Here is a 26,235-nt window from a genome sequence, read left to right on the forward strand (position 1 = left end):
CGTGTACCGCCTCGGCGCCGACACGTTCCTCAAGGGCCACTCGATCTACACGCAGTTGCCCGTCTCCTCGGTCGGGGGCGCCCTGCCGTACACGTACCCGCCGTTCTCGGTGGTGATGTTCGTCCCGTTGGCGATCGTCCCGCCGCCCATCGGCTACCCGCTGCTGACCGGGCTGACCGCGCTGTGCCTGTTCCCGCTCCTGCTGGCCTACCGCAAGAGCTCACCCGAGCTGCGCGGGCTGATGGCCAAGCCGTGGATGGTCGTCGCGGGCGCGTGCGTCATGGTCGTCGGGCACCCGGTCGCCAACACGATCTTCTGGGGCCAGATCAACGTCCTGCTGATGATGCTGGTCGCGCTGGACTGCCTGTGGCCGAACCCGAAGTGGCCGCGCGGTGCGCTGATCGGCATCGCGGCCGCGATCAAGCTGACCCCGGCCGGGTTCGCGTTGCTGTTCTTGCTCCGCAAGGACTTCCGCGCGGTCGTGACGAGCTTCGTGAGCTTCGCCGTGTGCACGGCGATCGCGTTCGTGCTGATGCCGCACGATTCGTGGCTGTACTGGACCGACCGCATCTTCCACGCGTCGGGCATGAACATCGGCCCCATTCACGCGAACGAGTCGGTGAACGCGACCTTCGAGAAGCTGGGCATGTCGGGCACCACGCTGACCGTCGTCAGCGGTGTCGGCGTGCTGCTGGTGATCGCCATGACCTGGCTGGGCACCCGGCGGGCGCTGAATGACGGCGATCTGGCGATGGCGTTCGGCGTCAACGCGACGGGCGTGCTGCTGGTTTCGCCGATCTCGTGGTCGCACCACTGGGTGCTCGCGCTGCCCACCGGGGCCCTGATCATGATCAAGGGCTACCAGCAGCACAAGTTCTGGCTGCTGCTGTCCGGCTGGGTGGGTGTGGTGATCCTCTGGCTGGCGCCGCACTACCAGGTGCCGCTGGAGTACCAGATCTGGAGCTTCCCGCAGAAGGTCGCCGGCTCGAGCTACCAGATCATCGCGGTGGCCTTCCTGACCGTGATGACCGTGCGCTGGTACCTGGGCCGCCGCGGGCCCGGCTCAGCCGACCAGCTCGATTTCGAGGTCGCCGGTCAGGCGGAGCTCACGGAGCCGGCGCTCGCCGGTGTCGAGGGTGCGCACGGTGCCGTCCGGACGCCAGCCGGCGCGGCGGAAGAAGGAAAGTGACGCCGAGTCCGACTCGGCGACCCAGCTGATCCCGCGTTCGGCGCCGCGCTCGCGCAGCCCGCCGGCGGCTCCGGCGAGCAGGCGGCCGCCGTGCCCGCGGCGGCCCCAGCGTGGTTCGACGAGGATCGTGGCGATCAGGCCGGTGCGGTCCGCGTCCTCGGGGAGTTCGCCCGAGGCGTTCGCGATCTCTTCGTCCGGCGCCGGCCCGGCCACGCAGAAGCCGACCGCGAACTCGCCCTCGGTCGCGAGGTAGACGGTGGTTTCCGGATGCGCGATCGCCTCGGCCCACCGCTGTTCGGCGTTCCCTTCGAGCGTGGCCAGCGCCTGCTCGCCGAGCAGTTCGGCATAGGCGGTACGCCAGGTGACGTGCTGGATACGGGCGATCTCCGGGGCGTCCGCGGCGACGGCGGCACGGACTCGGGCGGTGCTCATGCCTGGAACGTACCCGCAGTGCCGTGAGGGGGTCCCTCACGGCACATAAGGGCATGAGGGGGTCCCTCACGGCACGCTGCGCGTTTTGTCGGTGGGTGCTGGCACGATGTCGCTCGATGAGCACGATGAGCATCGCGGTGGCGCGCCGGATCGCGCTGGCCGCGCAGGGTTTCGCGGATGCGCGGCCGGACGTGGCGACCAGGCGGCACCTGCGCCGGGTGCTGTCCCGCACGCGACTGCTCCAGCTGGACTCGGTGAACGTCGCCGTGCGGGCGCACTACGCGCCACTGTTCTCGCGGCTGGGCGCATACGACCGCACGCTGATCGACGAGGCCGCCTGGACGCACAGCGCCCGCAAGCCGCGGTTGCTCGTGGAGACGTGGGCGCACGAGGCGAGCCTGATCCCGGTCGAGGACTGGCCGCTGCTGCGGTCGGGGGCGAAGCGGGCCGGATGGTGGCGGAACTACGCGCGGCTGGCCGGCAAGTCCCCGGGCCTGGTCGACGACATCCTCGCGGTGGTCAAGGAGGACGGGCCGATCGGCGCGGGCGGGATCGAGCGCGCCGTGGTGGGGGAGTCGAAGCGCACGCCAGGGCCGTGGTGGGACCGGTCCGAGGTGAAGAAGGTCTGCGAATGGCTGTTCGGCATGGGACAGCTGACGACCGGGACCAGGCGGCAGTTCGAGCGGCTGTACGACCTGACCGAGCGCGTGGTCCCGGCCAAGATCCTCGCGCGGCGCGTGTCGCCGGAGGAGGGGGCGCGGGAGCTGATCACCCGCTCGGTCGCGGCGCTGGGCGTGGCGACGGAGCCGGACCTGCGCGACTACTACCGCCTCGGGCCGGACGTGAGCCATCAGGCGGTCGCTGAGCTGGTGGAGTCGGGGGTGCTGGAGCCGGTCCGGGTGCGCACCTGGCGGTCCCCGGCGTACCGGTTCTCCGGCGCGCGGGTGCCGCGGAAGGTCACCGGCCGGGCGCTGCTGTGCCCCTTCGATCCGCTGATCTGGGAACGCGCCCGCACGGAGCGGCTGTTCGACTTCCGCTACCGCATCGAGATCTACGTGCCCGAGGCCAAGCGCGAGTACGGCTACTACGTGTTCCCCTTCCTGCTCGACGGTGAGCTTGTCGCGCGCGTGGACCTCAAGGCCGATCGCGAGGCGGGGGTGCTGCGGGTCCAGGGCGCCTTCGCCGAGCCGGAGGTCGACGAGACGCGCGTGGCCGCGGAACTGGCCGCCGAACTGCGGCTGATGGCCGGGTGGCTGAGCCTCGACGGCGTGCGGGTCGGGGAGCGGGGTGATCTGGCCGCGAAGCTACGGCGGGCATGAGCGAGGGGGCGCCCGGCCGGGCGCCCCCTCGCATCCCCCTGATACCGCGCTACTGGGTGGCGCGGGTGAGTACCGCCGCGCCCGTTCCCGTCCGCGCGCGGATGGTCAGCGGCACCTCGCCTTCCGGCGGTTCCAGCCCGACCTCCAGTTCGCTGGACACCTTGCCGGAACCCGAAGTCAGGTCCACCTCGGCGGTCACCCCCGGCCGCACCCCGACCCGGATCTCCCCGGATCCGGTGATCAGCTCCAGCGAACCGCTCGCCGCCTCGGCCACCGAAAGGTCGCCGCTGCCGCTGCGGGCCATGATTTCGCCCGAAGCCGCGCCGAGCCAGACATCCGCGGTGCCCGTCACGAGCGTGGCCGTACCGGCGAGCGAAGACGCCTCCACGTCACCGCTGCCCGTCCGAAGCTGCAGCCCGGCCAGCGTCGGTCCCAGCCGGATCGCGCCGGAACCGGTGCGCACGGTCACGGCTCCGTCGGCCCGGTCGAGCGTGACGTCGCCGGACCCGGTCAGCACGTCCGCGCGCCCGCAGGCCCCGCTGACCTTCACCTCGGCCGACCCGGCCCGGATCTCGAGCGAAGAGCCCGCCGGCGCGGTGACCTTCACCGCGAGCGGAATGTTCCGCAGTGGCAAGGCTTTCGGCGCGCGCACGACCAGCCGCTTGCCGGTCTGCTCGATCCGCGTCTGCTCGACCGCCTCGGCGGGGCTGCCCGCCAGCTCCGCGCCGAGTTGATCGCCGAACCGCTCGCTCACCCAGTTCAGCACGCTCGCCACACCCTGCGCCCACGGCTCACCGGCCTGCGGATCGTGCCGCACTTCGACGAACGCCTCCTGACCCCCGTCCGTCAGCTCGACCTCGATCTTCCCGAGCGTGATGCTGATATCCAGATCCTGCGGACCTTCCGCGGTGTAGGTCTCCGTGCGGATCAGGTCGTCCCCTCCTGGCTCGGCCATCTGCTATCCCTCCACCCAGCCATGCAGGTGCGAGCCGGTCTGCTTGCCCGGCTTCGGCCTGCTCTTCCAATCCCCGTGCAGCTGCCCCGCGCCGTGCAACGCGCCCTGCACCGCCTGCGAGATGAACGTGTTGAGCGAGACCCCCTGCGCGGCCGCGGCCTGTTCGGCCTGGCCCTTGATCTGCTCGACCATCCGCAGCGTCATCCGCGTGATGTTGTCGCTGCCCTCACCCTGTCCGGGCGGTGGCGGCGGGGGAGGCGGCGGCGGCGTGGGCCGCTCCGCGGTGCCTGTTCCGGTGACCACGACCCGCACGTCGCGGCCGTCGAGGCGCACCTCGACGACCTGGTCGGCCAGCTGTGTCGTGACTTCGGCGGCCAGATCGGACAGCGCGTTCATGAGCGCCAGCCGGACCGCCGGTTCCAGCGCCGCCGAGAGCACCGCCGCGGCCCGCCGGGTCTGTTCGTCCCCTGCGGACGCCGTCGCGGTGAGGTCCTCGCGGAGGCTCGTGATGTACGGCGACAAATCCATGACACCACTATGACGTCAAGTGTGGTGTCAGTCAAGACGTCACGTGGCGCCTCCCCGACGGGCGGGCCGGCGGCGGTTACGCTGCCCAAGCCGGAAAAAGAGGGGAAGGAGCGCGAACGTGGCCGAGACCGTTTCGCCGAAGGTGCAGTTGATCGCGAAGACGGAGTTCTTCCCGCCGGAGGACGTGCCGTGGTCCACCGACGCCGACGGCGGCGAGGCGCTGGCCGAGTTCGCCGGCCGGGCCTGCTACCAGTCGTGGAAGAAGCCCAACCCCAAGACGGCCACGAACGCCGGCTACATCGACCACATCATCGAGGTCGGGCACCTGTCGGTGCTCGAGCACGGTTCGGTGACCTTCTACATCACCGGCCTCTCGCGGTCGCTGACCCACGAGCTGATCCGGCACCGCCACTTCTCGTACTCGCAGCTTTCCCAGCGCTACGTGCCCGAGCGGGACGCCGCCTTCGTCGAACCGGACGTGATCGCGAACGACCCGGCGCTGCACGAGAAGTTCCTCGCCGCCGCGCAGGCGAGCGTCGAGGCCTACAACGAACTGCTCGCCGGGCTCGAGGACAAGTTCGCCGACGCGCCGAGTGCGACGCTGCGCCGCAAGCAGGCCCGCCAGGCCGCCCGGTCGGTGCTGCCCAACGCCACCGAAACCCGCATCGTCGTCACCGGCAACTACCGCGCCTGGCGCCATTTCATCGCGATGCGCGCGACCGAGCACGCCGACGTCGAGATCCGCGCGCTCGCTGTGGAATGCCTGCGGCAGCTGCAAAAGGCCGCCGGGAACGTGTTCGCCGACTTCACCGTTTCGACCCTCCCGGACGGCACCGAGGTCGCTTCCAGTCCGAAGGTCCTCGAGGGGTGAAACGGCTCGCGATCGACGTCCAGCCGGAGGAGTACGCCGTCGCCCGGCTGGACCCGGATGCCGCGGTTCCCGAAGAACTTCTCGCGCCCGGCCGCGGCGGGCTGGTGTCGGTGACGCGCACGGCCGCCGAGCTGTCGGTGATCTGTGCCGCCGACTTCGCGCCGGCGAGCGCGAGGGTGGAGGCCGGCTGGCGGCTGCTCACCGTGCGGGGCCCGCTCGCGTTCACGCTCACCGGCATCATCGCCGCCCTGGCCAACGAACTCGCCTCCGCCGGGGTCGCGCTCGTCACGCTCTCCACCTTCGACACCGATCACGTCCTGGTGAAGCAGGCGGACCTGGGCCGCGCCGTCGAGGCGCTCACCGCCGCCGGGCACGAGGTGCATCTCCCGTCCTGATCCGGGTACCCGGATTGGTAACCCACGTCTCAGGAGACTTGAACCTCGAAGTTCGGCACGCCTAAACTTCGGATTAGGCGGCGAGAGGTGGCGGTATGGCCCTGGCGGAGACGGTCGGTCCCAAACTCGCCCGGATGCGGGCCGGTTCCGTCCTGCTCGGCCCGGCGTTCGTCGCGGCCATCGCCTACGTCGACCCGGGCAACGTCGCGTCGAACATCAGCGCCGGCGCCCAGTACGGGTACCTGCTGGTCTGGGTGATCGTGGCGGCGAACCTGATGGCCGCGCTCGTCCAGTACCTCTCGGCGAAACTCGGCCTGGTCACCGGCATGTCGCTGCCGGAAGCCGTCCGCGAGCGCATGCCGCGCGGCGCCCGGCTGGCCTACTGGGGGCAGGCCGAACTGGTCGCGATCGCGACCGACCTGGCCGAGGTCGTCGGCGGCGCGATCGCGCTGAACCTGCTGTTCGACCTGCCCCTGCTGGCCGGGGGCGTGATCACCGGCATCGTGTCGATGGCCCTGCTGCTCGTGCAGGACCGGCGCGGCCAGCGGCCGTTCGAACGGGTCGTCACGGGCCTGCTGGCGATCATCGCGATCGGCTTCCTCGCGAGCGTGTTCGTCGAACCCCCTTCGGGATCCGGGACCCTCGGCGGGCTGGTCCCGCGGTTCGACGGAGCCGGGAGCGTCCTGCTCGCCGCCGCGATGCTCGGCGCGACCGTGATGCCGCACGCGGTGTACCTGCACTCCGGCCTTGCGCGCGACCGCCACGGGCGTCAGCGGGGGAGCGGTCTTTCGCGGCTCCTGCGCGCGACGCGCATCGACGTCGGGCTCGCGATGGTGCTCGCGGGTGCGGTCAATCTCTCGATGGTGCTGCTGGCGGCGACGATCCTGCGCGGCCGCGGCGACGTGGACTCGATCGCCGGGGCGCATGCCGCGATCGGGCAGATGCTCGGCGGCGCGGTCGCGCTGCTGTTCGCGATCGGGCTGCTCGCCTCGGGCCTGGCGTCCACTTCGGTCGGTGCCTACGCGGGCGCGATGATCATGCAGGGCCTGCTGCGCAAGCGGATCCCGTTGCTGCTGCGGCGGTTGATCACGCTCACGCCGGCGATCGCGGTGCTCGCGGCCGGGGCCGACCCGTCGCGCGCGCTCGTGGTGTCACAGGTGGTGCTGTCCTTCGGGATCCCGTTCGCGCTCGTCCCGCTCGTGCGCCTGACCAGCGACCGGGCGGTGATGGGCGCGCAGGCCAACCACCGGTTCACCACCGCGCTGGCGTGGGCGATCGCCGGTGTGATCATCGTGCTCAACATCGCGCTGGTCTACCTCACGTTCGCGGGCTGAGCGGAACCGCCGCGGCGCGGCCGGGGTCGGATTACCATCTCGCTGTCCGATCCGAGGAAAGGCCACGTCTTGACGCACGAGCAGACGACGCAGTCGACCCAGCCGGCCCCCCGCCTGATCGCCGGCCGGTACGCGCTGCTCGGCGAGCTCGGGCGGGGCGGGATGGGCGTCGTGTGGCGCGCCGAGGACCGGGTGATCGGGCGCCCGGTCGCGATCAAGGAGCTGCGGCTGCCCGACGGCGCCGAAGGCACCGTCCACAGCGAACGTGTGCTGCGTGAGGTGCGCACGGCCGGGCGGCTCAACGATCCGGCCGTGGTCACCGTGTTCGACGTGGTGTCCGAACAGGGCGCGACCTACATCGTGATGGAACTCGTCGAGGCGCCGACGCTCGCGGAGCTGGTGCGGCGGTCCGGTCCGCTCCCGCCCGCGCAGGTCGCCTCCATCGGGCAGCAGGTCCTCGGCGCGCTGCGGGCCGCGCACGAAGCCGGGATCGTGCACCGCGACGTCAAACCGGGCAACATCATGGTCTCGGCGAACGGCCGGGTGAAGCTCACCGACTTCGGGATCGCGCAGGCTGTGGACGATCCGCGGCTCACCACGAGCGGCATGATCATCGGCTCGCCCGCGTTCATGGCGCCGGAACGCGTCGCGGGCTCCGACGCCGTGCCCGCCTCGGATCTGTGGTCCCTGGGCGTGACGCTGTTCTTCGCGGTCGAGGGCACGCTGGCGTTCGAACGGCCCACCACCGCGGCCACCCTGCACGCGATCGTGAACGAGGTGCCGTACCTGAGCCGGACCCAGGGCCCGCTCGCGTCGGCGATCATGGGCCTGCTGATCGCCAGCCCCGAAGCGCGGATCGCCCCCGCGCAGGCCCAGCATCTGCTCGCGATGGCGGCGAGCGGGCAGCCGACCCCTCCCGGTGGCCAGACCGCCGTATGGTCCGGACCTGCGCCCACCCGCGTCGCACCGGCCGGGAAACGCTCGCGCAAGCCGCTGTGGATCGGCGCCGCGGTGGCCACGATCGTGGTGCTGGCCGGTGGTTTCGTACTCGGCGACCAGTGGGGCAGCCCCACCGTGGACAGCGCACTGCGCCCCACTCTCACCTACGGCGCGGGCGGGGACCTGCCGGACTTCGACAAAGGCAGCTACCCGTGCACCACGGTTCTGCTGCAGGGCCCGCAAAGCGTGCCCAAGAACTCCTGGGTCAGCTGCTCGAACCTGCACTACACGGAGCTCTACGAGACCGCCAAGACCTACGACGGCAGCGGCAGCGACGACGTCGAGGCCGAGTACCCGTCGAACCTGCCGGCGTGGGCCGAAGCCCGCTGCGCGATGACGTTCCACACCAACGCCATCCCGGGCAAGACCGGGTTCGTCTACCGGGCGCTGATCCCCACCGGGCAGGCCTGGCGGACCAAACCGGACAGCGAGTACTCGTCCTATCCCGTGCGCGACGTCTACTGCCTGCTCACCAGGGCCGACGGGCAGGCCTGGACCGGCGCCGCGTCCAAGGGACTCAAGTAGCGCAGCAGAAGTTCCGGTGCCGCTGGGCGGGCGCCGGGGATTCTCCGGCCAGCTGCCCGCGGCGCCTGCCGATCGTGCCGAACCGGCAGGTCGTGGGGGAGAACCCGGCCGAGAGGAGGTACCGTCGACACCATGTCCACACCCCCTTCCGCCGCCCCCGGCAGGCCGTTCGGGCGCGTGCTCACCGCGATGGTCACCCCCTTCGACGCCGACGGTGCCCTGGACCTGAAGCGGGCGCAGGAGCTCGCCGAGCATCTGGTGGAACTGGGCAACGACGGGCTGGTGCTCAACGGCACGACCGGCGAGAGCCCCACCACGTCCGACGCGGAGAAGGCCGACCTGATCCGCGCCGTGGCCGAGGCGGTCGGGGACCGCGCGACCATCGTCGCCGGAGGCGGCACCTACAACACCGCGCACAGCATCGAGCTGACCAGGCAGGCGGAGAAGGCCGGGGCGCACGGGGTCCTGCTCGTCACCCCGTACTACTCGCGCCCGTCGCAGGCCGGGATCTACGCGCACTTCACCACGGTCGCCGACGCGACCGAACTGCCGGTGATCCTCTACGACATCCCGCCGCGCTCGATCGTGCCCATCGAGGTAGACACGCTGCAGCGGCTCGCGGAGCACCCGCGGATCCTCGCGGTCAAGGACGCCAAGGGCGATCTGCTGGCCGGCAGCGAGGTCATCGCGAACACCCAGCTGGCCTACTACTCCGGCGACGACGCGCTGAACCTGCCGTGGTTCTCCGTCGGCGCGACCGGGGTGGTCAGCGTGATCGGGCATATCGTCGCGGGCCGGATCCGCGCGATGCTCGACGCCTACGAGAAGGGCGACAACTCCACCGCCCGCACCAACCACCGCGGCATGTTGCCCGTCTACCGCGCGATGTCGCGGGTGGGCGGGGTCGTGTTCGCCAAGGCGGCGCTCCGGCTGCGCGGCCACGACGCGGGCGAACCGCGGCTGCCGCTGGTGCCGGCGACGGACGAGCAGATCGAGGCTATCGCGGGCGACCTGGCACAGGCGGGGGTCCCCCTCGTCGAGTCACCCGGCGGGGACTGGCACAGTTCCAGGGTCGCGCAAGCCGACTCGGCGGCGGCCTACGTCACGCCGACCACTCATACCAGTGTTGGGACCATGCCTAGGTGACTTCGACCTCTCCGCCCGCCGGACCCGGACCGACCAACACCCCGCCCGCCCTGCCCGGCGGTGCCCTGCGCGTGGTCGCGCTGGGCGGGATCGGCGAGGTCGGCCGCAACATGACCGTCTTCGAGCACGCCGGACGGCTGCTCATCGTCGACTGCGGGGTGCTCTTCCCCGAGGACGCGCAGCCCGGCGTGGACCTGATCCTGCCCGACTTCCGGGCCATCGAGGACCGGCTCGACGACATCGACGCGCTCGTGCTGACCCACGGGCACGAGGACCACATCGGCGCCGTGCCGTTCCTGCTGCGGCTGCGGCCGGATCTGCCGGTGTACGGTTCGCGCTTCACCCTCGCCCTGCTCGAGGCGAAATGCCGCGAGCACCGGCAGCGGCCGAAGCTGATCGAGGTGACCGAGTCCGAGCACCGCGCCGTCGGCCCGTTCGCACTCGAGTTCTTCGCGGTCAACCACTCCATCCCGGACGCGCTCGCGGTCGCGATCCGCACCCCGGCCGGGGTCGTGCTGCACACCGGGGACATCAAGCTCGACCAGCTGCCGCTGGACGGCAGGCTGACCGACCTGGCCGGCTTCTCCCGGCTCGGCGACGAGGGCGTGGACCTGCTGTGCATCGACTCGACCAACGCCGAGGTGCCCGGGTTCGTCACGCCGGAGCGCGATATCGGGCCGGTGCTCGACGACGTCATCGGCCGCGTCACCCAGCGCGTGATCGTGGCCTGTTTCGCCAGCCACGTGCACCGCGTGCAGCAGGTGCTCGACGCGGCGGTCCGGCACGGGCGTCGCGTCGCGTTCGTGGGCCGGTCGATGGTGCGGAACATGGGCATCGCGGCGGAACTGGGGCTGCTGAACATCCCGGACGGTCTGCTGATCGACCTCGACGAAGCGGTGAACCTGCCCGAGACCAAGGTGCTGTTCGTGTCGACCGGTTCGCAGGGCGAGCCGCTTTCGGCGCTGTCGCGGATGGCGCGCGGGGAGCACCGGCAGATCTCCGTCCGCCCGGGTGACACCGTCGTGCTGGCCAGTTCGCTCATCCCGGGCAACGAGAACGCCGTGTACGGGGTCGTCAACGGGCTGGTGCGGCTCGGCACGCACGTCGTGCATCAGGGCAACGCCAAGGTGCACGTGTCGGGGCACGCGTCCGCGGGCGAACTGCTGTTCCTGTACAACTCGATCCGCCCGAGCAACGTGATGCCGGTGCACGGCGAGTGGCGGCATCTGCGCGCCAACGGCGAACTCGCGGTGCGCACCGGGGTGGCGCCGGAGAACGTCGTGCTCGCCGAGGACGGGGTCGTGGTGGATCTCGTCGACGGCCGGGCGCGCGCGACGGGCCGCGTCGAGGTCGGTCACGTGTACGTCGACGGGCTTTCGGTCGGCGACGTCGGCGAGTCGACCCTGTCGGACCGGCTGATCCTGGGCGAGGGCGGGTTCATCGCGATCACCGTGGTGGTGGACTCGACCACCGGGCGCGCGATGGGCACCCCGACGATCTCCGGGCGCGGTTTCTCCGACGACCCGAAGGCGCTCGACGCGGTCGTGCCGCTGGTCGAGATGGAGCTGGCCCGCACCGAAGCCGAAGGGATCACCGACAGCCACCGCATCGCGCAGGCGGTGCGCCGGGTCGTGGGCCGGTGGGTCGCCGAGACCTACCGCCGCCGCCCGATGATCGTGCCTACCGTCATCCCGGTCTGAATGGAGTAGCGGGCACTGCTTCCGCTGGCGCCTGGTGCCGCCGGGATTTCGTCCTAGCCTCTACCGGGTGGGGCGACACGAGCCGGCGACCCGGCGCCACGGGGCCCGGACGGTGCTCGCCGTCACCGCGGCCGTGGTGGTGCTGGGCGCGGCGGGCTGGATCACCGTCGACCGGGTGACCGCCGAACCCGGCTGCCCGCGTCAGGACGTCGTCCGGGTGGCGGCCGCCCCGGAGGTCGCGCCTGTGGTGGACCGGATCGGCCGCGAGGTCGCGGCAGGAAAGTGCTTCCGGTTCGAGGTGATCGACCGGGACCCGGCCGCCGTCGCCGCTTCGCTCGCGGTCGGCGACGGTACTCGCCGCCCGGATGTCTGGATCCCCGACTCGACCCTGCGCCTGCGCCGCGCGAAGGCCGCGGGCGCGGTGGACGTACCGGAGTCGGGGTCGCCGATCGCGACCTCACCGGTGGTGTTCGCGCTGACCGAAGCCGCCGCGAGGGCGCTCGGATGGCCGGCGAAAACCCCGACCTGGCAAGGACTTCTGACTTCCGGCGTGACCGTGGGCATTCCCGATCCCGGTTCGGACCCGGTCGGCGTGTCGGCGCTGCTCGGGCTGGCGAAAGCGCTTCCCCCGGGGGCGGACCAGGCGGCCGCGATGCGCCGGCTCTCGCCGAACACCCTGCCGGGCCTGGACGATCTCTACGCACGGCTGCCGGCCGGCGGCAGTTCGAAACAGCCGATCAGCGCGTTTCCCGCGTCGGAGGCTTCCGTGCTGGCGCACGACGCGGCCGGCGGAGACCGGCTCGTCGCCGTGTACCCGCCGCAACCGGTGCCTTCGCTCGACTACCCGTTCGCGGTCCTCGGCGACGCGGGGAGCGCCCAGCAGGCGGCCGCCGCCGAACTAGTCCGCGCCCTGCTCGGGGCCCGCGGCCAGGCGGCGTTCGCGGCGATCGGGGTGCGCACCCCAGACGGGCGCATGCTGTTCGGCCACACCGGTGACACCCATGTCGCCGCCATCCCGCAGGCGCTGTCGCCGCTGCCGCCGGAGACGGCACTCGACGAGGTGCTCAACCAGTGGGCGAAGGTCAACACCAGCTCCCGCGCCCGGGTGCTGATCGACGTCTCGGGCTCGATGAACGCCATCGTGCCGGGTAGCGGCGGCCGCACGCGGATCCAGCTGGCGGCGGAGGCGGCGGCCCGTGCCCTCGGGCTGTTCAAACCGACCTCCGAGACGAGCACCTGGGTGTTCTCCACCGACCTGGACGGCGACCGCGACTACCGCGAGGTGCTGCCGATGGCGCCGGTCGGCACGCAGCTGGCGACCGGCGCGGCGCGGACGCTGGGTGCGCTGCGGGCGACGCCGAACGGGGGGACCGGGTTGTACGACACGGTGCTCGCCGCCTACCGGCAGGCGCGCGCCGACTGGGAGGCCGGGCGGCTCAACCTCGTGATCGTGATGACGGACGGCCGCAACGAGGATCCGCGGGGCATCTCCCGCGACGGACTGCTCGACGGGCTCAGGCGGCTGCAGGACCCGCGCCGCCCGCTGCCGGTCATCGGGATCGGGATCGGTCCGGACGTCGACGTGGGTGAGCTCGGCGCGATCACCGGGGCGACCGGCGGGAAGACGTTCATCGCGACCGATCCGGCGAGGATCGCCGACGTGTTCTACGGTGCGCTGGCCGGGCTTTCCTGCCCCACGCCGGGATGCACCTGATCGCCGCGTCTACTGTGGACGATCTGGACGACGGTCGCGCCGCCCAGCAGGACGAGCGCCCCGGCCAGCTGCACCCAGCTCAGCGATTCGCCGAGCAGCACCCAGCCCGTGACGATCGTGACGACCGGCTCGAGCAGGCCGATCACGGAAGCGACCGCGGCGGGCAGGTAGCGCAGCGCGGTCATGCCGAACGCGTAGGCGAGCACCGTCGAGAGCACGGTGAGGGTGACCAGTAGCGCCCAGACGGGCGGATGCCACGGGCCCAACGAGGCCGGCGCGCCCAGCAGCGAAGCGGGGATCGTCCATGGCGGCGCCACCGCGCACACCACGATCGCGCCGACCACCATGCCCCAGGTCACCATGCCGAGCGGATCGCGGGTCGCCGCGGTGTGCTCGCCGATGAGGAAGTACGCGGCCGAGCACACCGACCCGCCGAGCCCGGCGAAGAAGCCGACGGGGTCGAGCGCGAGCCCGGCCCAGACCTGCGCCACCAGCGCGAGACCGGCCATCGCGAGCGCGATTCCCAGCCACATCGCGCGCGGTAGGCGGATGCGCCGCACGAACCGGGTCCACAGCGCGATCAGCACCGGTGAGGTGAACTCGAGCAGGATCGCGATCCCGACCGGGAGGCGTTGCGCCGAGATGAAGTAGGTCAGCTGCACGGCGGCCACGGCGAGCAGCCCGTAGCCCACGAGCGCGGGCAGCTCGGCCTTGCGCACCCGCAGCAGCGCGGGGCGGAAGAGCGCGACGCCGGCCAGGAGGACGACGGCGGCGAGCCCGATCCTGGCCGCGGCGACCTGTTCCGGTGACAGGCCCGCGAGCATCGCCGGTTTCCCGATCGGGCCCGAGGTGCCGAAGCAGACCGATGAGATGAGGATCAGGACCGTGCCGCGCCCCCGCGAGCCTCGCGAGACGGGCGCGACCGCGCGCGCTTCGACTGTCACGCGGCCGAGGCTATGCGCCAGCCCCACCCACTGTCGCCCGCTTTTCGCGCCCTCCCCGCCGATCCACTCCACCCCGTCCCGAGATCGACCTCCAGGACGCTGAGTTCGACGTTCAGGACGCTGAGTTCGACGTCCGGGACGCCGAGTTCGACATCCGAGGCGACGGGTTCGACGTTCGCGGAGGGGCGACTCACTCGGGTGGGCTGACACGGCCGCGCAGGCCGTTGGCGACATAACCGGTGAGCGTGGCGAGGCGGTTACCCCGCAGGCGCAGCGCGTCGAGCGCTTCCTTGTCCGGCGCGGCGGATTTCCGTGAGACGAACGAGCCACCGTACGGGTTTCCGCTGTCCATCAGGTGCGGGTGGGCGTAGCCGAGCGGGACGACGACCGCTCCCCAGTGATAGAAGACGTTGTTGATCGCGAGCACCGTGGACTCCAGCCCGCCGTGCGCGGTGGACGCGGTGGTGAACGACGTCGCGACCTTGTCCGCCAGTTTTCCTTGCGCCCACAGGCCACCCGTGGTGTCCAAAAACGACTTGAGCTGCGCGGCCGGCCCGCCGAAGCGGGTCGGGCTGCCCACCGCGAGCCCGTCGGCCCATTCGAGGTCCTCCAGCGTGGCGAGTTCGGCGTGCGGCCCGCCGTCGACATGCGCCTGCCAGCGTGGGTTGCTCGCGATCGCCTGCGGGGGAGCGGTTTCCGCGACCGTCCGCAGCCGGACCTCGGCGCCCGACTCGCGCGCGCCTTCGGCCGCCGACGAGGCGGGCGCGGCGGTGTTGCCGGTCGCGCTGTAGAAGACCACGAGAATGCGCGGGTTCACGTCGCCACTCCGCTCACGGGCGCCACGGGCTGACGGTGTCCGTCGGCCGGGTCGGGTCGTGGAACCGGGGCCGGTCCAGCTCGCCCGCCCGCAACGGGACCAGCCCGCCGGCGATCGCCCGCATGATCTTCGTATGCGCGCGCATCCCGGCGCCCGGCCGCCCGGCATCCACATCGGACAAATCCACCGGCGTGCCGAAATGCACCTTGAACCGGGGCCGCCGCAACGGGGCGGTGAACCCCGAGCGCGCGAGCGGCAGCAGGTCCGCCGGACCCGCCACCTTCTCCGTACCCCAGTAGACCGCTTCGTGCGCGCCCCACTGGCTGACCGGGATCACCGGCACCCCGGCCGCGAGAGCGAGCCGGGCCGCGCCGGTCTTGCCGCGTTCGGGCCACAGGCCCGGATCGTGGCTGATCCGGCCCTCCGGGTAGACGATGATCGGGCTCGTCGTGGTGTGCATCGCCTCGACGGCCTGGTCGAACTGCTCGAGCGCGGTCGCCTTGCCGCGGTCGATCCGCAGGTGCCCGCTGGCCCGCAGCGCCGGTCCGATCACCGGCGCGTCCAGCAGCCCGCCGGCGAGCAGGAACCGCGGCGCGAACCCCAGCCGGTTGCACGCCGCGATCAGCACGAACGCGTCGAACACGCCGATGTGGTTCGCGGCGAGCAGCAGAGGTCTGCCCTTCAGCTCACGCGGGATGGCGCCGGTGACCCGGAGCCTGCCGACCAGATGGACGAGCCCGGTGTCCAGTGCCGACATCGTCCGCCAGATCGCCGGCGGCCTCGGGCGTGGCGTCCCCTGTTCCTCGTGGTGCAGCGCGACCATGAGCAGAGCATGGCAGACAGGGATCTTCACCTGGACGGCCGACTGGGGAGAAAGTTCGCGGTGGGCCGCGAGTGGCGCATGGGACTCGTGGGTTTCTCCGGTTACCGTAGAACGCATGGCAGGCGGTTCGGCGACCACGAGGAGAAGGACGACGGCGAAACGCAGCGGCAGCAAGAGCCCGGCGCGCAGGCCGCGCACCGGGAGCAAGCCGCGTGCGCGCTCGTCGTCGGCACGGAGGCCACCGGCCCGCCGCTCGTCCGGCGGCACGTTCGCCAAGGCGGCTCGCGGCGGCTGGACCCTCGTCGCCCGCGGCGTGGGCTCGATGGCCCGGACCGTCGGGCGCAGCCGTGAGCTGGAGCCCGAGCACCGCCGGGACGGGCTCGGGCTGGCGCTCATCGCGCTCGGCCTGATCCTCGCCGCCGCGGTGTGGTGGCGGGCGGGCGGCCCGGTCGGCGGGTACCTCGAACTGGCCGCGCGGACGGTGTTCGGCGCCGCGTCGGTGACCCTGCCGCTCGTGCTGTGGGTGACCGGGGTCGCGCTGATGCGGTCCGAACCGCGGCCCGAGGCCCGGCCGCGCATGGTGATCGGCACCGTGCTGGTCACGTTCGCCCTGCTCGGGCTGCTGCACCTGTTCAGCAGGCGACCCGAGACCAACGACGACCGCATGTACGCCGGCGGCCAGCTGGGCGCGCTCTCCGGTGGTCTCCTCGCGCGCGGGGTGACGCCGTGGGTGGCCGCCCCGGTGCTGATCCTGGCGCTCGGCTACGGCGTGCTGGTGTTCACCGGCACGCGCGTGCGCGACATCCCGCAGGCGCTGCGTGAATGGGGCCTGGACCCCGAAGAGCGCGAGCGCATGGCGGAGGAACAGCGCGCGTTCGAGGAGGAGCAGAAGGCCGTCGACGAGCCGGATCCGAAGGCCGTCCGCCTGCGCAAGCCGTCGCGGCGCCGCCAGGCCAGCAGCGGGGAAGGGGAGCAGCTCGACATCGAGGCCGCGCTCGCCGAACCACCGACCCCGGCGCGGCCGAAGGTCAAGCCCGCGGACGTCCCGGAGAAGAAGCCGAAAAAGGCGCCCGAGCCGGCGCTGTCGGTCACCCGGACCGTCGAAGGCGACTACAACCTGCCCTCGCCGGATCTGCTGCAGCTGGGTGACGCGCCGAAGAGCCGCAGCAAGGCCAACGACGCCATGATCGAGGCGATCGGCGGCGTGCTGGAGCAGTTCAACGTCGACGCGCAGGTCACCGGGTTCACCCGGGGCCCGACGGTGACCCGGTACGAGGTGGAGCTCGGCCCCGGCGTGAAGGTCGAGAAGATCACCGCGCTGACCAAGAACATCGCGTACGCGGTGGCGACCGACAACGTGCGCCTGCTCGCGCCGATCCCGGGCAAGTCCGCGGTCGGCATCGAGGTGCCCAACTCCGACCGCGAAATGGTCCGCCTCGGTGACGTGCTGCGTTCGTCCAAGGCCGCCAAGGACAACCACCCGATGGTGATCGGGCTCGGCAAGGACATCGAGGGCCATTTCGTCACCGCGAACCTGACGAAGATGCCGCACCTGCTGGTTGCGGGGTCCACCGGTTCCGGTAAGTCGAGTTTCGTCAACTCGATGCTCGTGTCGCTGCTGGCGCGGGCGACGCCGGACGAGTGCCGGATGATCCTGATCGACCCGAAGATGGTCGAGCTGACCCCGTACGAGGGCATTCCGCACCTGATCACGCCCATCATCACCCAGCCGAAGAAGGCGGCCGCGGCGCTGGCGTGGCTGGTGGAGGAGATGGAGCAGCGCTACCAGGACATGCAGGCCAACCGGGTGCGCCATATCGACGACTTCAACGCCAAGGTGAGATCCGGTGACATTCAACCGCCGCCGGGCAGCGAGCGGGAGTACCGCCCGTACCCGTACATCATGGCGATCGTGGACGAGTTGGCCGACCTGATGATGACCGCGCCGCGCGACGTCGAGGACGCGATCGTCCGCATCACGCAGAAGGCGCGGGCCGCGGGGATCCACCTGGTGCTGGCGACGCAGCGGCCGTCGGTGGACGTGGTCACCGGTCTGATCAAGACGAACGTGCCTTCGCGGCTGGCGTTCGCGACGTCGTCGCTGACCGACTCGCGGGTCATCCTGGACCAGCCGGGCGCGGAGAAGCTGATCGGTATGGGCGATGCCCTGTATCTGCCGATGGGCGCAGGGAAGCCGGTGCGGATCCAGGGCGCGTTCGTCGGCGACGACGAGATCGCCGCGATCGTCAACTTCACGAAGGACCAGGCACAGCCTGACTACACCGACGGCGTCACCGCGGCGAAACCGGGCGAGGCCAAGGAAATCGACCCGGAGATCGGTGACGACCTCGACGTGCTCCTGCAGGCGGCCGAGCTCGTGGTGACGTCGCAGTTCGGATCCACGTCGATGCTGCAGCGCAAACTGCGCGTCGGGTTCGCCAAGGCCGGGCGGCTGATGGACCTGCTGGAAAGCCGCGGCGTGGTCGGCCCGTCGGAGGGGTCCAAGGCCCGCGACGTGCTCATCAAACCGGACGAGCTGGAGGGTGTGCTGTTCATGATCCGCGGCGGTGGTGGCGGCGAGCCCGACGACGAGGAGTAGCCGGTTCTGGGCGGTTCGTGGGGCGTGATTACAGCTCCAGCAGCATCCGCGTGTTGCCGAGGGTGTTCGGCTTCGCGTACGGCAGGTCCAGGAACTCCGCCACCCCAGGGTCGACCGACCGGCGCATCTCGTCGTAGACCTGTTGCGGCACCGGGGTTCCGTCGATCGCGCGGAACCCGTGCCTGGCGAAGAACGACGTTTCGAAGGTGAGCACGAAGATCCGCCGCAGCCCCAGTTCCACCGCATGGTCCACGAGCCGCCCGACGAGGCGGTGCCCGATGCCCTGCCCGCGCGCGGCCTTGTCCACCGCGACCGTGCGGATCTCCGCCAGATCCTCCCAGAGCACGTGCAGCGCGCCACAGCCGAGCACTTCGCCGCCGGCGTCGGCGACCCAGAACTCCTGCATGTGCTCGTACAGCGTGACGAGTTCCTTCTCCAGCAGCACTCGCCCGGCGTCCGCGTCCACGAGGTCCTTGATCTGGCGGACGTCGGCGATCCGGGCCCGGCGGATGCCGACCCGGGTGGCGGGTTCGTGCTGCACCGACCGACCGTATCCGGGCCGCCACGCCCCTGTCGCCGTGGGTTGCCCCACTCGCCAGCTACCCTGAGTGGCGTGCCTGCCGAATCCCGCCGCGTCTCCCTGCTGACCCTGGGGTGCGCCCGTAACGAGGTCGACTCCGAGGAACTGGCCGGCCGCCTCGCCGCGGGCGGCTGGCAGCTGAGCGACGATCCGGAGAACTCCGAGGTTGTCGTGGTCAACACCTGCGGCTTCGTCGAGTCGGCGAAGAAGGATTCGGTGGACACCCTGCTCGCGGCCGCCGACACGGGCGCGAAGGTCGTCGCCGTCGGCTGCATGGCCGAGCGCTACGGCGCCGAGCTCGCCGAGAGCCTGCCCGAGGCCGACGCCGTGCTCGGCTTCGACCACTACCCGGATCTCGCCGAACGGCTCGGGGAGATCGTCTCCGGGCACAAGATCGCGTCGCACACCCCGGGGGACCGGCGCAAGCTGCTGCCGATCAGCCCGGCCGAGCGGCCGGCCGCGGCGGCGGAGGTCAGCGTGCCCGGGCATGGCTGGATCCCGCGCGCGCGGCTCGGCGAAGGCCCGGTCGCCGCGCTGAAGATCGCGTCCGGCTGCGACCGGCGCTGCTCGTTCTGCGCGATCCCGTCGTTCCGCGGCTCGTTCGTCTCCCGGCGTCCCGAGGACATCCTCGCCGAGGCGGCCTGGCTCGCCGGGGAAGGCGTCAAGGAGCTGTTCCTGGTCAGTGAGAACTCGACCTCGTACGGCAAGGACCTGAGCCGCGAAGACGGCGGAACCCGCGCGCTCGAACGGCTGCTCCCGCGGCTCGCCGCGATCGAGGGCATCGAACGGGTGCGCGCTTCGTACCTGCAGCCCGCGGAGACGCGCCCGGATCTGGTCCGCACGATCGCGACCACCCCGGGCGTCGCGGACTACTTCGACCTTTCGTTCCAGCATTCGAGCGAGTCCGTGCTCCGCCGGATGCGCCGGTTCGGCTCGACGGACTCCTTCCTCGCGCTGATCGACCAGATCCGCGAGCTGTCGCCGGCCGCGGGGATCCGCACCAACGTCATCGTGGGCTTCCCCGGCGAGACCGAGGAGGACGTCGCCGAGCTCGAACGGTTCCTGACGAACGCGCGGCTCGACGCGGTAGGCGTGTTCGGCTACTCCGACGAGGACGGCACCGAGGCCGAGACGTTCGACGGGAAGGTCGACCCCGAACTCGTCGCGGAGCGGGTCACCAAGATCTCCGCGCTGGTCGAGGAACTGACCTCGCAGCGCGCCGAAGACCGCGTCGGCGAACTGGTGGACGTGCTCGTGGAAGACACTGCGGAGGGCGCTGAAGACGGCACTGTGGTCGGCCGGGCCGCGCACCAGGCCCCCGAGGTCGACGGCGCGTGCATCGTGCTCGACGCGGGTGAAACCGAGGCCGGTCAGTTCGTCCGCTGCCGTGTGGTCGACAGCGAGGGCGTCGATCTCCTCGTACGTCCAAACGGGTGAGTGCCGTGCCCGACGAGACCCCAGCACCCGTCTCCAACATCAACGTCGCGAACATCCTCACGCTGTCGCGGCTGGTGCTCGTGCCGGTGTTCGTGGTGGTGCTGTTCATCGACGGGGGGCACAGCACCGGCTGGCGGATAGCGGCCACCGCGCTGTTCGCGCTCGCGTCGCTGACCGATCAGGTGGACGGCTGGGTGGCCCGCCGCTACGGCCTGGTCACCGACCTCGGCAAGATCGCGGACCCCATCGCCGACAAGGCGCTGACCGGCGCCGCGCTGGTGGGGCTGAGCCTGCTCGGCGAGCTGTACTGGTGGGTCACGATCGTGATCGCGGTCCGCGAGATCGGGGTGACCCTGCTGCGGTTCTGGGTCATCCGGTACGGGGTGATCGCGGCCAGCCGCGGCGGCAAGGCCAAGACGCTCACCCAGATTGCCGCGATCGTGCTGTTCCTGCTCCCGCTCCCGGCCGCCGCCGCGCCGGTATCCTGGACGTTGATGGGCATCGCCGTGGTGCTCACGGTGGGCACGGGCGTGGACTACGTGCTGCGCGCGGTCCGGCTGCGGGCGGCGGGCACCCGGACCGTCGCGCCGTGAACCTCGCCCGCGAACTGGTCACCCGGCTGACCAGGCTCGGCCAGACGGTCGCGACCGCGGAGTCGCTTACCGCCGGCCTGGTCTGCGTGACGCTCACCGAAGTGCCCGGCGCGAGCGCCGTCGTCCGCGGCGGGCTGGTGGTTTACGCCACCGACCTCAAGGCGAGCCTCGCGGGGGTCGACCCGGAGCTGCTGGCCCGGTCCGGTGCCGTCCACCCGGAGGTCGCCGCGCAGCTCGCCGACGGCGCGCGGGAGCGCTGCGGCGCCGACTGGGGCCTCGGCCTGACCGGGGTCGCCGGACCGGATCCGCAGGACGGGGTGGTGCCCGGCACGGTGCACGCCGGGCTCGCGGGGCCCGGGGTGCGCGAGGTGAAGACGTCCTGGTTCGAAGGTGACCGGGCCGCGGTTCGAACCGAAGCGGTACGCGCCGCGTTGGACCTGCTGAGGGAACATCTGGCCTGAGCCAGGCGTTCGCCGTTGGCGTAAGGCCGTGTCAACCGCTGCGGCGGAGGGCCCGGTCTGGGTAACGTGGTCGGTACCAGGAAGGGAGGCGCGTGATGACCGTGCTGTTGCGTGAGGCGATCGGTGATCGGCTCCGTCATGCCCGCACCAACCAGCGTCGCACGCTGCGCGACATCTCCCGCGCCGCGAAGGTGAGCCTCGGCTACCTTTCGGAAGTGGAGCGGGGCCAGAAAGAGGCGTCCAGCGAACTGCTGGCCTCCATCTGTGACGCGCTGGAACTCCCACTCGGCGAACTGCTGTACAACGTGGCCACGGACATCTCGTCGATCGACACGGTCGACGTCGCGACGATGGCCGAGAGCGAGCAGGCGCGCGGTGAGCAGAGCGAGCGGCACGAGGCCGCCGAAGGCCTCGAGGGCGGCCGGATCGTCGACGGCGTGATCGGCAACGACCTCGCGGACCTGCGGGTTTCGCCGCCGCGGATGGGCCCGGCCCTGCGCACGACGATCCGCGCGCCGAAGATGGTCGCGGCATAACCGGCGATTCTTCCCACGAGGCCGTCTTCCGGACATCCCACGTCCGGGAGGCGGCCTCGCGGCCATTCCGGGGTACCGGCTCGGGGTAGTCCCTGAATTCCCCCGGGGTCGCCTGGAACCGCGGGCGCTGACCTGACACGATGGAACCCACGCCGGGGCCGGGGCGTTGCTCGAGTCAGGGGAGTGCAGCGCCCCATCGGCCGGACAACTTGGACAGTGGGACGTAAGAAGGCAGGCGGAGCAGATGGCCAACCCGTTCGTTAAGGCCTGGAAGTACCTCATGGCGGCGTTCTCGTCGAAGATCGACGAGCACGCCGATCCGAAGGTGCAGATCCAGCAGGCCATCGAGGACGCGCAGCGCAACCACCAGGCGCTGTCCCAGCAGGCCGCGGCGGTGATCGGCAATCAGCGGCAGCTGGAGATGAAGCTCAACCGCCAGCTGGGCGAGGTCGAGAAGCTGCAGAGTTCGGCGCGGCAGGCGCTCGTGCTGGCCGACGAGGCGCGGGGGAAGGGCGACGAGCAGAAGGCGACGCAGTACGAGAACGCCGCCGAGGCGTTCGCGACGCAGCTGGTCACCGCCGAGCAGGGCATCGAGGACCTCAAGACGCTGCACGATCAGTCGCTGCAGGCGGCCGCGCAGGCCAAGCAGGCCGTCGAGCGCAACGCGACGATGCTGCAGCAGAAGCTGGCCGAGCGCACGAAGCTGCTCTCGCAGCTGGAGCAGGCCAAGATGCAGGAGAAGGTGTCGGCCTCGCTCAACCAGATGTCGGAGCTGGCCGCGCCGGGCAACACCCCGTCGCTCGACGAGGTCCGCGAGAAGATCGAGAAGCGCTACACCACCGCGCTCGGCGCGGCGGAGCTGGCGCAGAACTCGGTCCAGGGCCGCATGCTCGAGGTGCAGACGGCCACCACCGAGCTCGCCGGGCATTCGCGGCTGGAGCAGATTCGCGCGTCGATGAAGGGCGAGCCGGTCGCCCAGGTCACCGACGGTGCCGAAGGCTCAGCGGGCAAGGCTGCTTCCCCGACGGCCGACATCCAGCGTGAGATCCAGGCGCGGGTGCAGGCCGAGCAGCAGAAGAACCAGGCCTGACCGGGGTCCTCATGGGGACGGGCAGACGGGATTTCGGGGAACTCGGCGCGAAGCTGGAAAAGCATCTGGAACGCCTGCCCGACTACGCGCAGCGCGCCCAGGAGAAGCTGCAGCAGTACTTCCCGCCCGAGGGCGCGCCGCGGCAGCGGGCGAATCCGCTGCGCCGCCCGGTGCCGCCACGGCCGTCGATCAGCGACGTGCCCGTGTTCGCCGAGGCGCGCTCGCGGTGGGAGCAGTGGAACGCCCCGGCGGCGAAGCTCGAGCGCCGCAAGCGGCGTGCTTCACGGGCGCTGACCCTGTGGATCATCCTGACCCTGCTGTGCGGGCTGTTCGCGTTCGCCACCGGGTTCGGGCTGATCGGGGCCGGCGGTCTGAGCGAGGCGTTCGGCGGGATCGCCGGCGCGATCGTCTTCGGCACGCTGGGGGTCCGGTCGGGGTTGCGGCTGCGGCAGCTGAGCCGGACCGAGCTCCCGGTCAGCACCACGCCGCCGCCGCTGCCGAGCCCGAACTCGGCCGCCCGCGAGCCGATGGAGCGCCTCGCCGAAGGTGAGGCTTCGCTGGCCGAGCTCCTGCGGCAGCTGGCGGAGACCGTGGTGCCGGACATTTCGGTCGAGGACGCGCGGAAGACGGCCGCGGAGGCCGCGTCCGCGCTGCGCGGCCTCGCGGGCCGTATCCAGGCGATCGAACGGGCTCGCCGGTCGGCGCCCGCCGGCGAGCGCAAGGCTCTCGACGCGGCGATCCGCACGTTGCGCGAGCAGCTAGACGACGGCCTCGACGGCTACGGCGCGCTGATCGCGGCGGCCGGGCACGCCGTCGCGGCCGGGGGCAGCGGCCTGCAGCAGGACGCGCTCACCGACGCGACCGACCGGCTCGCCGGGCTTGCGATCGCGCTGCGCGAGCTGTCCTGACCGGACGACGGCCGATACCTGTGCGTAACGCGAGACGCCTGTCGCTTGGAATATGCGGTACATACCGTCAAACGGATGGAGACACTGCCCCTGCCCCCGGAACCGGCGCCGCTACCCCCGGCACCGGTCAGTGCTCGCCGTCAGGTCCTCGCCGCATACGACCGTATCGCCGAGGCCGGCCGTTCCGAACTGTGGAACACCCTCCGTCCCTGTGAAGACGTGCTCGTCGAGGCCAAAGCCGTCGACGAACGGGTGCGTGCGGGTGAATCGCTGCCGCTCGCGGGCCTGCTCGCCGTCGTCACCGGCGCCCTCGACCCGACTGCGGCCGCCGCCCGTCGCCTGATCGAAGCCGGTGCGGTGACCCTCGGCGAGGCCGCCCAACTGGCCGTCGCGCTCGACCTGGCCGACATCGCGATCGGCACAGGTGCCGTGGCGGGGATCGGTGTGGCCGGGCTCAGCCCGACCCCGGGGCTCGTCCCGGGTACCGGTGTGCTCGCACCGGGCCGGATCAGTGTGTTCGCCCGGACCATCGCGGATGGTCAGCGTGCCCTGGCGGCGGTGACGGCGACCGATCCGGGCGATCCGGGCAGCCGTGCGTGGCCGTCGTCGGTGCGGCTGTCGGCAGGGGAGCGGCCCCGGGTCGCGATTCCGGGCGAGACCGGGGCCCCGGCCTTCCGCACGGCGGTCGACGACCTGCTCGCCACGGGCGCGACCGTCGAAACCGTGGGGCGCACGGCGGGCATCCCGGCAGGCTACGACGCTCTCCTGCTCCCCGGCGCCCGGCACGGCGATTTCGCCGGGCTGCCCGCGGCGACCGTCCGAGGGGTCACCGTCGTGGCGCGGCCGTTCGAGGACCAGGTCGCGCTCGACCTGGCCGCGTACCTCAACGCGGAGCAACTCCGGAACCCCTACCCGGGTACGGGCGTCGACCTCGTCGTGTTCGGTGCGCACCTGCGCGGCCAGCCGCTCAACCCGCGGCTGGTCGAACTCGGCGCGCGATTCCGTGAGCAGGTACGCACGGCCGGGCGCTACCGGATGGTCGCGTTGCCCACGAGCCCGCCGGAACCCGGCATCCTGCCGGCCGCCGAAGGCGCTCCCCTCACCGGCGAACGGTGGACGATCTCACCAGCCGGGTTCGACGGGTTCCGGGTCGGCGTGCCCGGGCCGATGACCCTGGGCGAGATCGAACTGGAGGACGGCACGACCGCGGCCGGCTTCCCGTGCGCCCCGCCGGGCGCGGCGGGCGCCCGCGACATCACCGAGTTCGGCGACTGGCGTGCCTACCTGCGCCACCTCACCGCCACCCGGCCAATGTCCGGTTGATCTCCCGGACCAGCCCGGGCCCCTTCAACGCGAAACCGGTGTAGACCTGGACGAGGCTCGCGCCCGCGTCGAGCAGGGCGCGGGCGTCGGGTCCACTGAGGACACCGCCGACACCGATGATCGGCAGCTTCCCCCCGGTGTGCTCGTGGACGAACCGGACGACCTCACGGGCCCGGCCGGTCAGCGGGCGGCCGGACAGTCCGCCGGTCTCCTTGCCGATCTCCGCCTCCGGACCGGTCAAACCGGCGCGGGACAGGGTGGTGTTGGTGGCGATGATCCCCGCCACGCCATGGGCTTCGCACACTTCGAGGAGTTCGGCGAGTGCGCTGTCGGTCAGGTCGGGCGCCACCTTGACCAGCAGCGGGGCCGGCGTCGCGGCCAGCCCGGCCGAGGTGCGCTGAAGCTCGCCCAGCAGTTCCGAAAGCGCGCTCCTGTCCTGCAGTTCACGCAGGCCGGGCGTGTTGGGGGAACTGACGTTGACGGCGAAGTAGTCCGCATACGGGTACAGCGCGCGCAGCGAGTACCGGTAGTCCTCGACGGCGTCGGCGAGCGGGACCACTTTGGACTTCCCGATGCTGATTCCCAGCGGTACGGCGGGTTTCCCGCGGGCGGCGAGCCGCGCGGCGAGCGCGTCGGCGCCGGCGTTGTTGAACCCCATCCGGTTGATGATCGCGTCGTTCGCGGCGAGGGTGAACAGGCGTGGCTTGGCGTTGCCCGGCTGCGCGAGCCGGGTGACCGTGCCGACCTCGACGAAGCCGAAGCCCAGCGCCGGCCACGCGTGCAGCGCGCGCCCGTCCTTGTCCATACCGGCGGCCAGCCCGACCCGGTTGGGGAAGCGGATCCCGAAGACCGTGGCGGGGTCGTCGACCGCGTAGACCCCGCGCAGCAGCGGGAGATGGGCGGGCAGCAGGCTCAGGGCCCGCACCGTCCGCTCGTGCACGGTCTCGGGGTCGTTCGCGCAGACCCGGTAGAGCGCGGGGCGCAGCAGCTTCTCGAACAGCACGCCCCTCATCTTCG

The 26,235-nt window shown here is 71.6% G+C and carries 24 protein-coding genes and 1 pseudogene; 17 read left to right on the forward strand and 8 right to left on the reverse strand.

Annotation, left to right across the window (positions count from 1 at the left end; all coding sequences use genetic code 11):
* Position 1: 1 nt before the first annotated feature.
* Positions 2-784, forward strand: a pseudogene (locus tag FG385_RS35020) (glycosyltransferase family 87 protein); the annotation flags it as partial.
* Positions 785-1,063: 279 nt separating this feature from the next.
* Here the strand turns inward: FG385_RS35020 and FG385_RS24495 are convergent.
* Positions 1,064-1,621, reverse strand: a complete 558-nt coding sequence (locus tag FG385_RS24495) for a GNAT family N-acetyltransferase (RefSeq protein ID WP_139099129.1) — start codon at positions 1,619-1,621, stop codon at positions 1,064-1,066.
* Between the two features lie 116 nt (positions 1,622-1,737).
* Here FG385_RS24495 and FG385_RS24500 point away from each other — a divergent pair, with 116 nt between their 5' ends.
* On the forward strand, positions 1,738-2,940 hold the full coding sequence (locus FG385_RS24500; RefSeq protein WP_139099130.1) for a winged helix-turn-helix domain-containing protein: 1,203 nt from the start codon (positions 1,738-1,740) through the stop codon (positions 2,938-2,940).
* 49 nt (positions 2,941-2,989) lie between these two features.
* On the opposite strand, the gene FG385_RS24505 is transcribed toward FG385_RS24500, so the two are convergent.
* On the reverse strand, positions 2,990-3,895 hold the full coding sequence (locus FG385_RS24505) for a DUF4097 family beta strand repeat-containing protein (RefSeq protein WP_139099131.1): 906 nt from the start codon (positions 3,893-3,895) through the stop codon (positions 2,990-2,992).
* A 3-nt stretch (positions 3,896-3,898) separates the two neighbouring features.
* Positions 3,899-4,423, reverse strand: a complete 525-nt coding sequence (locus FG385_RS24510) for a toxin-antitoxin system HicB family antitoxin (protein ID WP_139099132.1) — start codon at positions 4,421-4,423, stop codon at positions 3,899-3,901.
* A gap of 118 nt (positions 4,424-4,541) precedes the next feature.
* Here FG385_RS24510 and thyX point away from each other — a divergent pair, with 118 nt between their 5' ends.
* The 7 genes from thyX (at position 4,542) to FG385_RS24545 (ending at position 13,107) form a co-directional block, all read left to right on the forward strand.
* Positions 4,542-5,294, forward strand: coding sequence for an FAD-dependent thymidylate synthase (gene thyX, locus FG385_RS24515; protein WP_139099133.1), 753 nt, complete (start codon positions 4,542-4,544; stop codon positions 5,292-5,294).
* A complete protein-coding gene (locus FG385_RS24520) occupies positions 5,291-5,689 on the forward strand; it encodes an ACT domain-containing protein (protein ID WP_139099134.1) in 399 nt (132 codons plus the stop codon). The genes thyX and FG385_RS24520 overlap by 4 nt, the downstream gene beginning before the upstream one ends.
* 95 nt (positions 5,690-5,784) lie before the next feature.
* Positions 5,785-7,023, forward strand: a complete 1,239-nt coding sequence (locus FG385_RS24525) for an Nramp family divalent metal transporter (RefSeq protein ID WP_200834631.1) — start codon at positions 5,785-5,787, stop codon at positions 7,021-7,023.
* A 69-nt stretch (positions 7,024-7,092) separates the two neighbouring features.
* Complete coding sequence (locus FG385_RS24530) at positions 7,093-8,547, forward strand: serine/threonine-protein kinase (RefSeq protein WP_139099135.1); 1,455 nt, start codon at positions 7,093-7,095, stop codon at positions 8,545-8,547.
* 132 nt (positions 8,548-8,679) lie between these two features.
* Complete coding sequence (gene dapA / locus FG385_RS24535) at positions 8,680-9,693, forward strand: 4-hydroxy-tetrahydrodipicolinate synthase (protein WP_139099136.1); 1,014 nt, start codon at positions 8,680-8,682, stop codon at positions 9,691-9,693.
* Between the two features lie 65 nt (positions 9,694-9,758).
* The gene (locus FG385_RS24540; RefSeq protein WP_327436859.1) at positions 9,759-11,393 is read left to right on the forward strand and encodes a ribonuclease J; all 1,635 of its coding nucleotides are present in this window, start codon (positions 9,759-9,761) and stop codon (positions 11,391-11,393) included.
* 67 nt (positions 11,394-11,460) lie between these two features.
* On the forward strand, positions 11,461-13,107 hold the full coding sequence (locus FG385_RS24545) for a substrate-binding and VWA domain-containing protein (RefSeq protein WP_235022769.1): 1,647 nt from the start codon (positions 11,461-11,463) through the stop codon (positions 13,105-13,107).
* On the opposite strand, the gene FG385_RS24550 is transcribed toward FG385_RS24545, so the two are convergent.
* From FG385_RS24550 to FG385_RS24560, 3 genes are all read right to left on the reverse strand, one after another.
* The gene (locus FG385_RS24550; RefSeq protein ID WP_235022770.1) at positions 13,059-14,051 is read right to left on the reverse strand and encodes an EamA family transporter; all 993 of its coding nucleotides are present in this window, start codon (positions 14,049-14,051) and stop codon (positions 13,059-13,061) included. The genes FG385_RS24545 and FG385_RS24550 overlap by 49 nt on opposite strands.
* 190 nt (positions 14,052-14,241) lie before the next feature.
* Complete coding sequence (wrbA, locus tag FG385_RS24555) at positions 14,242-14,868, reverse strand: NAD(P)H:quinone oxidoreductase (RefSeq protein WP_139099139.1); 627 nt, start codon at positions 14,866-14,868, stop codon at positions 14,242-14,244.
* Between the two features lie 13 nt (positions 14,869-14,881).
* Positions 14,882-15,691, reverse strand: a complete 810-nt coding sequence (locus FG385_RS24560) for a lysophospholipid acyltransferase family protein (RefSeq protein WP_200834632.1) — start codon at positions 15,689-15,691, stop codon at positions 14,882-14,884.
* A gap of 115 nt (positions 15,692-15,806) precedes the next feature.
* Between FG385_RS24560 and FG385_RS24565 the strand changes: the two genes are divergently transcribed.
* Positions 15,807-18,290, forward strand: coding sequence for a DNA translocase FtsK (locus FG385_RS24565; protein WP_139099140.1), 2,484 nt, complete (start codon positions 15,807-15,809; stop codon positions 18,288-18,290).
* Positions 18,291-18,318: 28 nt separating this feature from the next.
* On the opposite strand, the gene FG385_RS24570 is transcribed toward FG385_RS24565, so the two are convergent.
* Positions 18,319-18,831 (reverse strand): amino-acid N-acetyltransferase, encoded by a 513-nt coding sequence (locus FG385_RS24570; protein WP_139099141.1) that lies wholly within the window; start codon positions 18,829-18,831, stop codon positions 18,319-18,321.
* Positions 18,832-18,903: 72 nt separating this feature from the next.
* Here FG385_RS24570 and rimO point away from each other — a divergent pair, with 72 nt between their 5' ends.
* The 7 genes from rimO (at position 18,904) to FG385_RS24605 (ending at position 25,218) form a co-directional block, all read left to right on the forward strand.
* Positions 18,904-20,307: a 30S ribosomal protein S12 methylthiotransferase RimO gene (rimO, locus tag FG385_RS24575; protein WP_407645539.1), complete on the forward strand. Its 1,404-nt coding sequence runs from the start codon at positions 18,904-18,906 to the stop codon at positions 20,305-20,307.
* Entirely contained in the window at positions 20,304-20,900 is a 597-nt protein-coding gene (pgsA, locus tag FG385_RS24580) for a CDP-diacylglycerol--glycerol-3-phosphate 3-phosphatidyltransferase (protein ID WP_139099143.1), read from the forward strand. Before rimO ends, pgsA begins: the two co-directional genes overlap by 4 nt.
* Positions 20,897-21,361 carry a CinA family protein gene (locus FG385_RS24585; protein ID WP_200834633.1) on the forward strand — a complete coding sequence of 155 codons (465 nt, stop codon included), beginning with the start codon at positions 20,897-20,899 and terminating at the stop codon, positions 21,359-21,361. The genes pgsA and FG385_RS24585 overlap by 4 nt, the downstream gene beginning before the upstream one ends.
* A 95-nt stretch (positions 21,362-21,456) precedes the next feature.
* On the forward strand, positions 21,457-21,897 hold the full coding sequence (locus FG385_RS24590; protein WP_139099144.1) for a helix-turn-helix domain-containing protein: 441 nt from the start codon (positions 21,457-21,459) through the stop codon (positions 21,895-21,897).
* A 244-nt stretch (positions 21,898-22,141) separates the two neighbouring features.
* Complete coding sequence (locus FG385_RS24595) at positions 22,142-22,987, forward strand: PspA/IM30 family protein (protein WP_139099145.1); 846 nt, start codon at positions 22,142-22,144, stop codon at positions 22,985-22,987.
* An 11-nt stretch (positions 22,988-22,998) separates the two neighbouring features.
* Positions 22,999-23,895 carry a phage shock envelope stress response protein PspM gene (gene pspM / locus FG385_RS24600; RefSeq protein ID WP_139099146.1) on the forward strand — a complete coding sequence of 299 codons (897 nt, stop codon included), beginning with the start codon at positions 22,999-23,001 and terminating at the stop codon, positions 23,893-23,895.
* A 75-nt stretch (positions 23,896-23,970) separates the two neighbouring features.
* Positions 23,971-25,218: an allophanate hydrolase-related protein gene (locus FG385_RS24605; RefSeq protein WP_139099147.1), complete on the forward strand. Its 1,248-nt coding sequence runs from the start codon at positions 23,971-23,973 to the stop codon at positions 25,216-25,218.
* Here FG385_RS24605 and FG385_RS24610 read toward each other — a convergent pair.
* Positions 25,190-26,221 carry a quinone-dependent dihydroorotate dehydrogenase gene (locus FG385_RS24610; RefSeq protein WP_200834634.1) on the reverse strand — a complete coding sequence of 344 codons (1,032 nt, stop codon included), beginning with the start codon at positions 26,219-26,221 and terminating at the stop codon, positions 25,190-25,192. The two genes, FG385_RS24605 and FG385_RS24610, sit on opposite strands and share 29 nt — an antisense overlap.
* Between the last annotated feature and the right edge of the window lie 14 nt (positions 26,222-26,235).

Source organism: Amycolatopsis alkalitolerans (assembly GCF_006152065.1).
GTDB classification, from domain to species: domain Bacteria; phylum Actinomycetota; class Actinomycetes; order Mycobacteriales; family Pseudonocardiaceae; genus Amycolatopsis_E; species Amycolatopsis_E alkalitolerans.

Excerpts from the sequence above, each read along its gene's own strand:
- FG385_RS24495 (WP_139099129.1), bottom strand. The coding sequence starts at position 1,621 with ATGAGCACCGCCCGAGTCCGTGCCGCCGTCGCCGCGGACGCCCCGGAG.
- dapA (WP_139099136.1), top strand. The coding sequence starts at position 8,680 with ATGTCCACACCCCCTTCCGCCGCCCCCGGCAGGCCGTTCGGGCGCGTG.
- FG385_RS24605 (WP_139099147.1), top strand. The coding sequence starts at position 23,971 with ATGGAGACACTGCCCCTGCCCCCGGAACCGGCGCCGCTACCCCCGGCA.
- FG385_RS24560 (WP_200834632.1), bottom strand. The coding sequence starts at position 15,691 with ATGGTCGCGCTGCACCACGAGGAACAGGGGACGCCACGCCCGAGGCCG.
- FG385_RS24505 (WP_139099131.1), bottom strand. The coding sequence starts at position 3,895 with ATGGCCGAGCCAGGAGGGGACGACCTGATCCGCACGGAGACCTACACC.
- FG385_RS24565 (WP_139099140.1), top strand. The coding sequence starts at position 15,807 with ATGGCAGGCGGTTCGGCGACCACGAGGAGAAGGACGACGGCGAAACGC.
- FG385_RS24510 (WP_139099132.1), bottom strand. The coding sequence starts at position 4,423 with ATGGATTTGTCGCCGTACATCACGAGCCTCCGCGAGGACCTCACCGCG.
- FG385_RS24590 (WP_139099144.1), top strand. The coding sequence starts at position 21,457 with ATGACCGTGCTGTTGCGTGAGGCGATCGGTGATCGGCTCCGTCATGCC.
- FG385_RS24500 (WP_139099130.1), top strand. The coding sequence starts at position 1,738 with ATGAGCACGATGAGCATCGCGGTGGCGCGCCGGATCGCGCTGGCCGCG.
- pspM (WP_139099146.1), top strand. The coding sequence starts at position 22,999 with ATGGGGACGGGCAGACGGGATTTCGGGGAACTCGGCGCGAAGCTGGAA.
- FG385_RS24525 (WP_200834631.1), top strand. The coding sequence starts at position 5,785 with ATGGCCCTGGCGGAGACGGTCGGTCCCAAACTCGCCCGGATGCGGGCC.
- FG385_RS24595 (WP_139099145.1), top strand. The coding sequence starts at position 22,142 with ATGGCCAACCCGTTCGTTAAGGCCTGGAAGTACCTCATGGCGGCGTTC.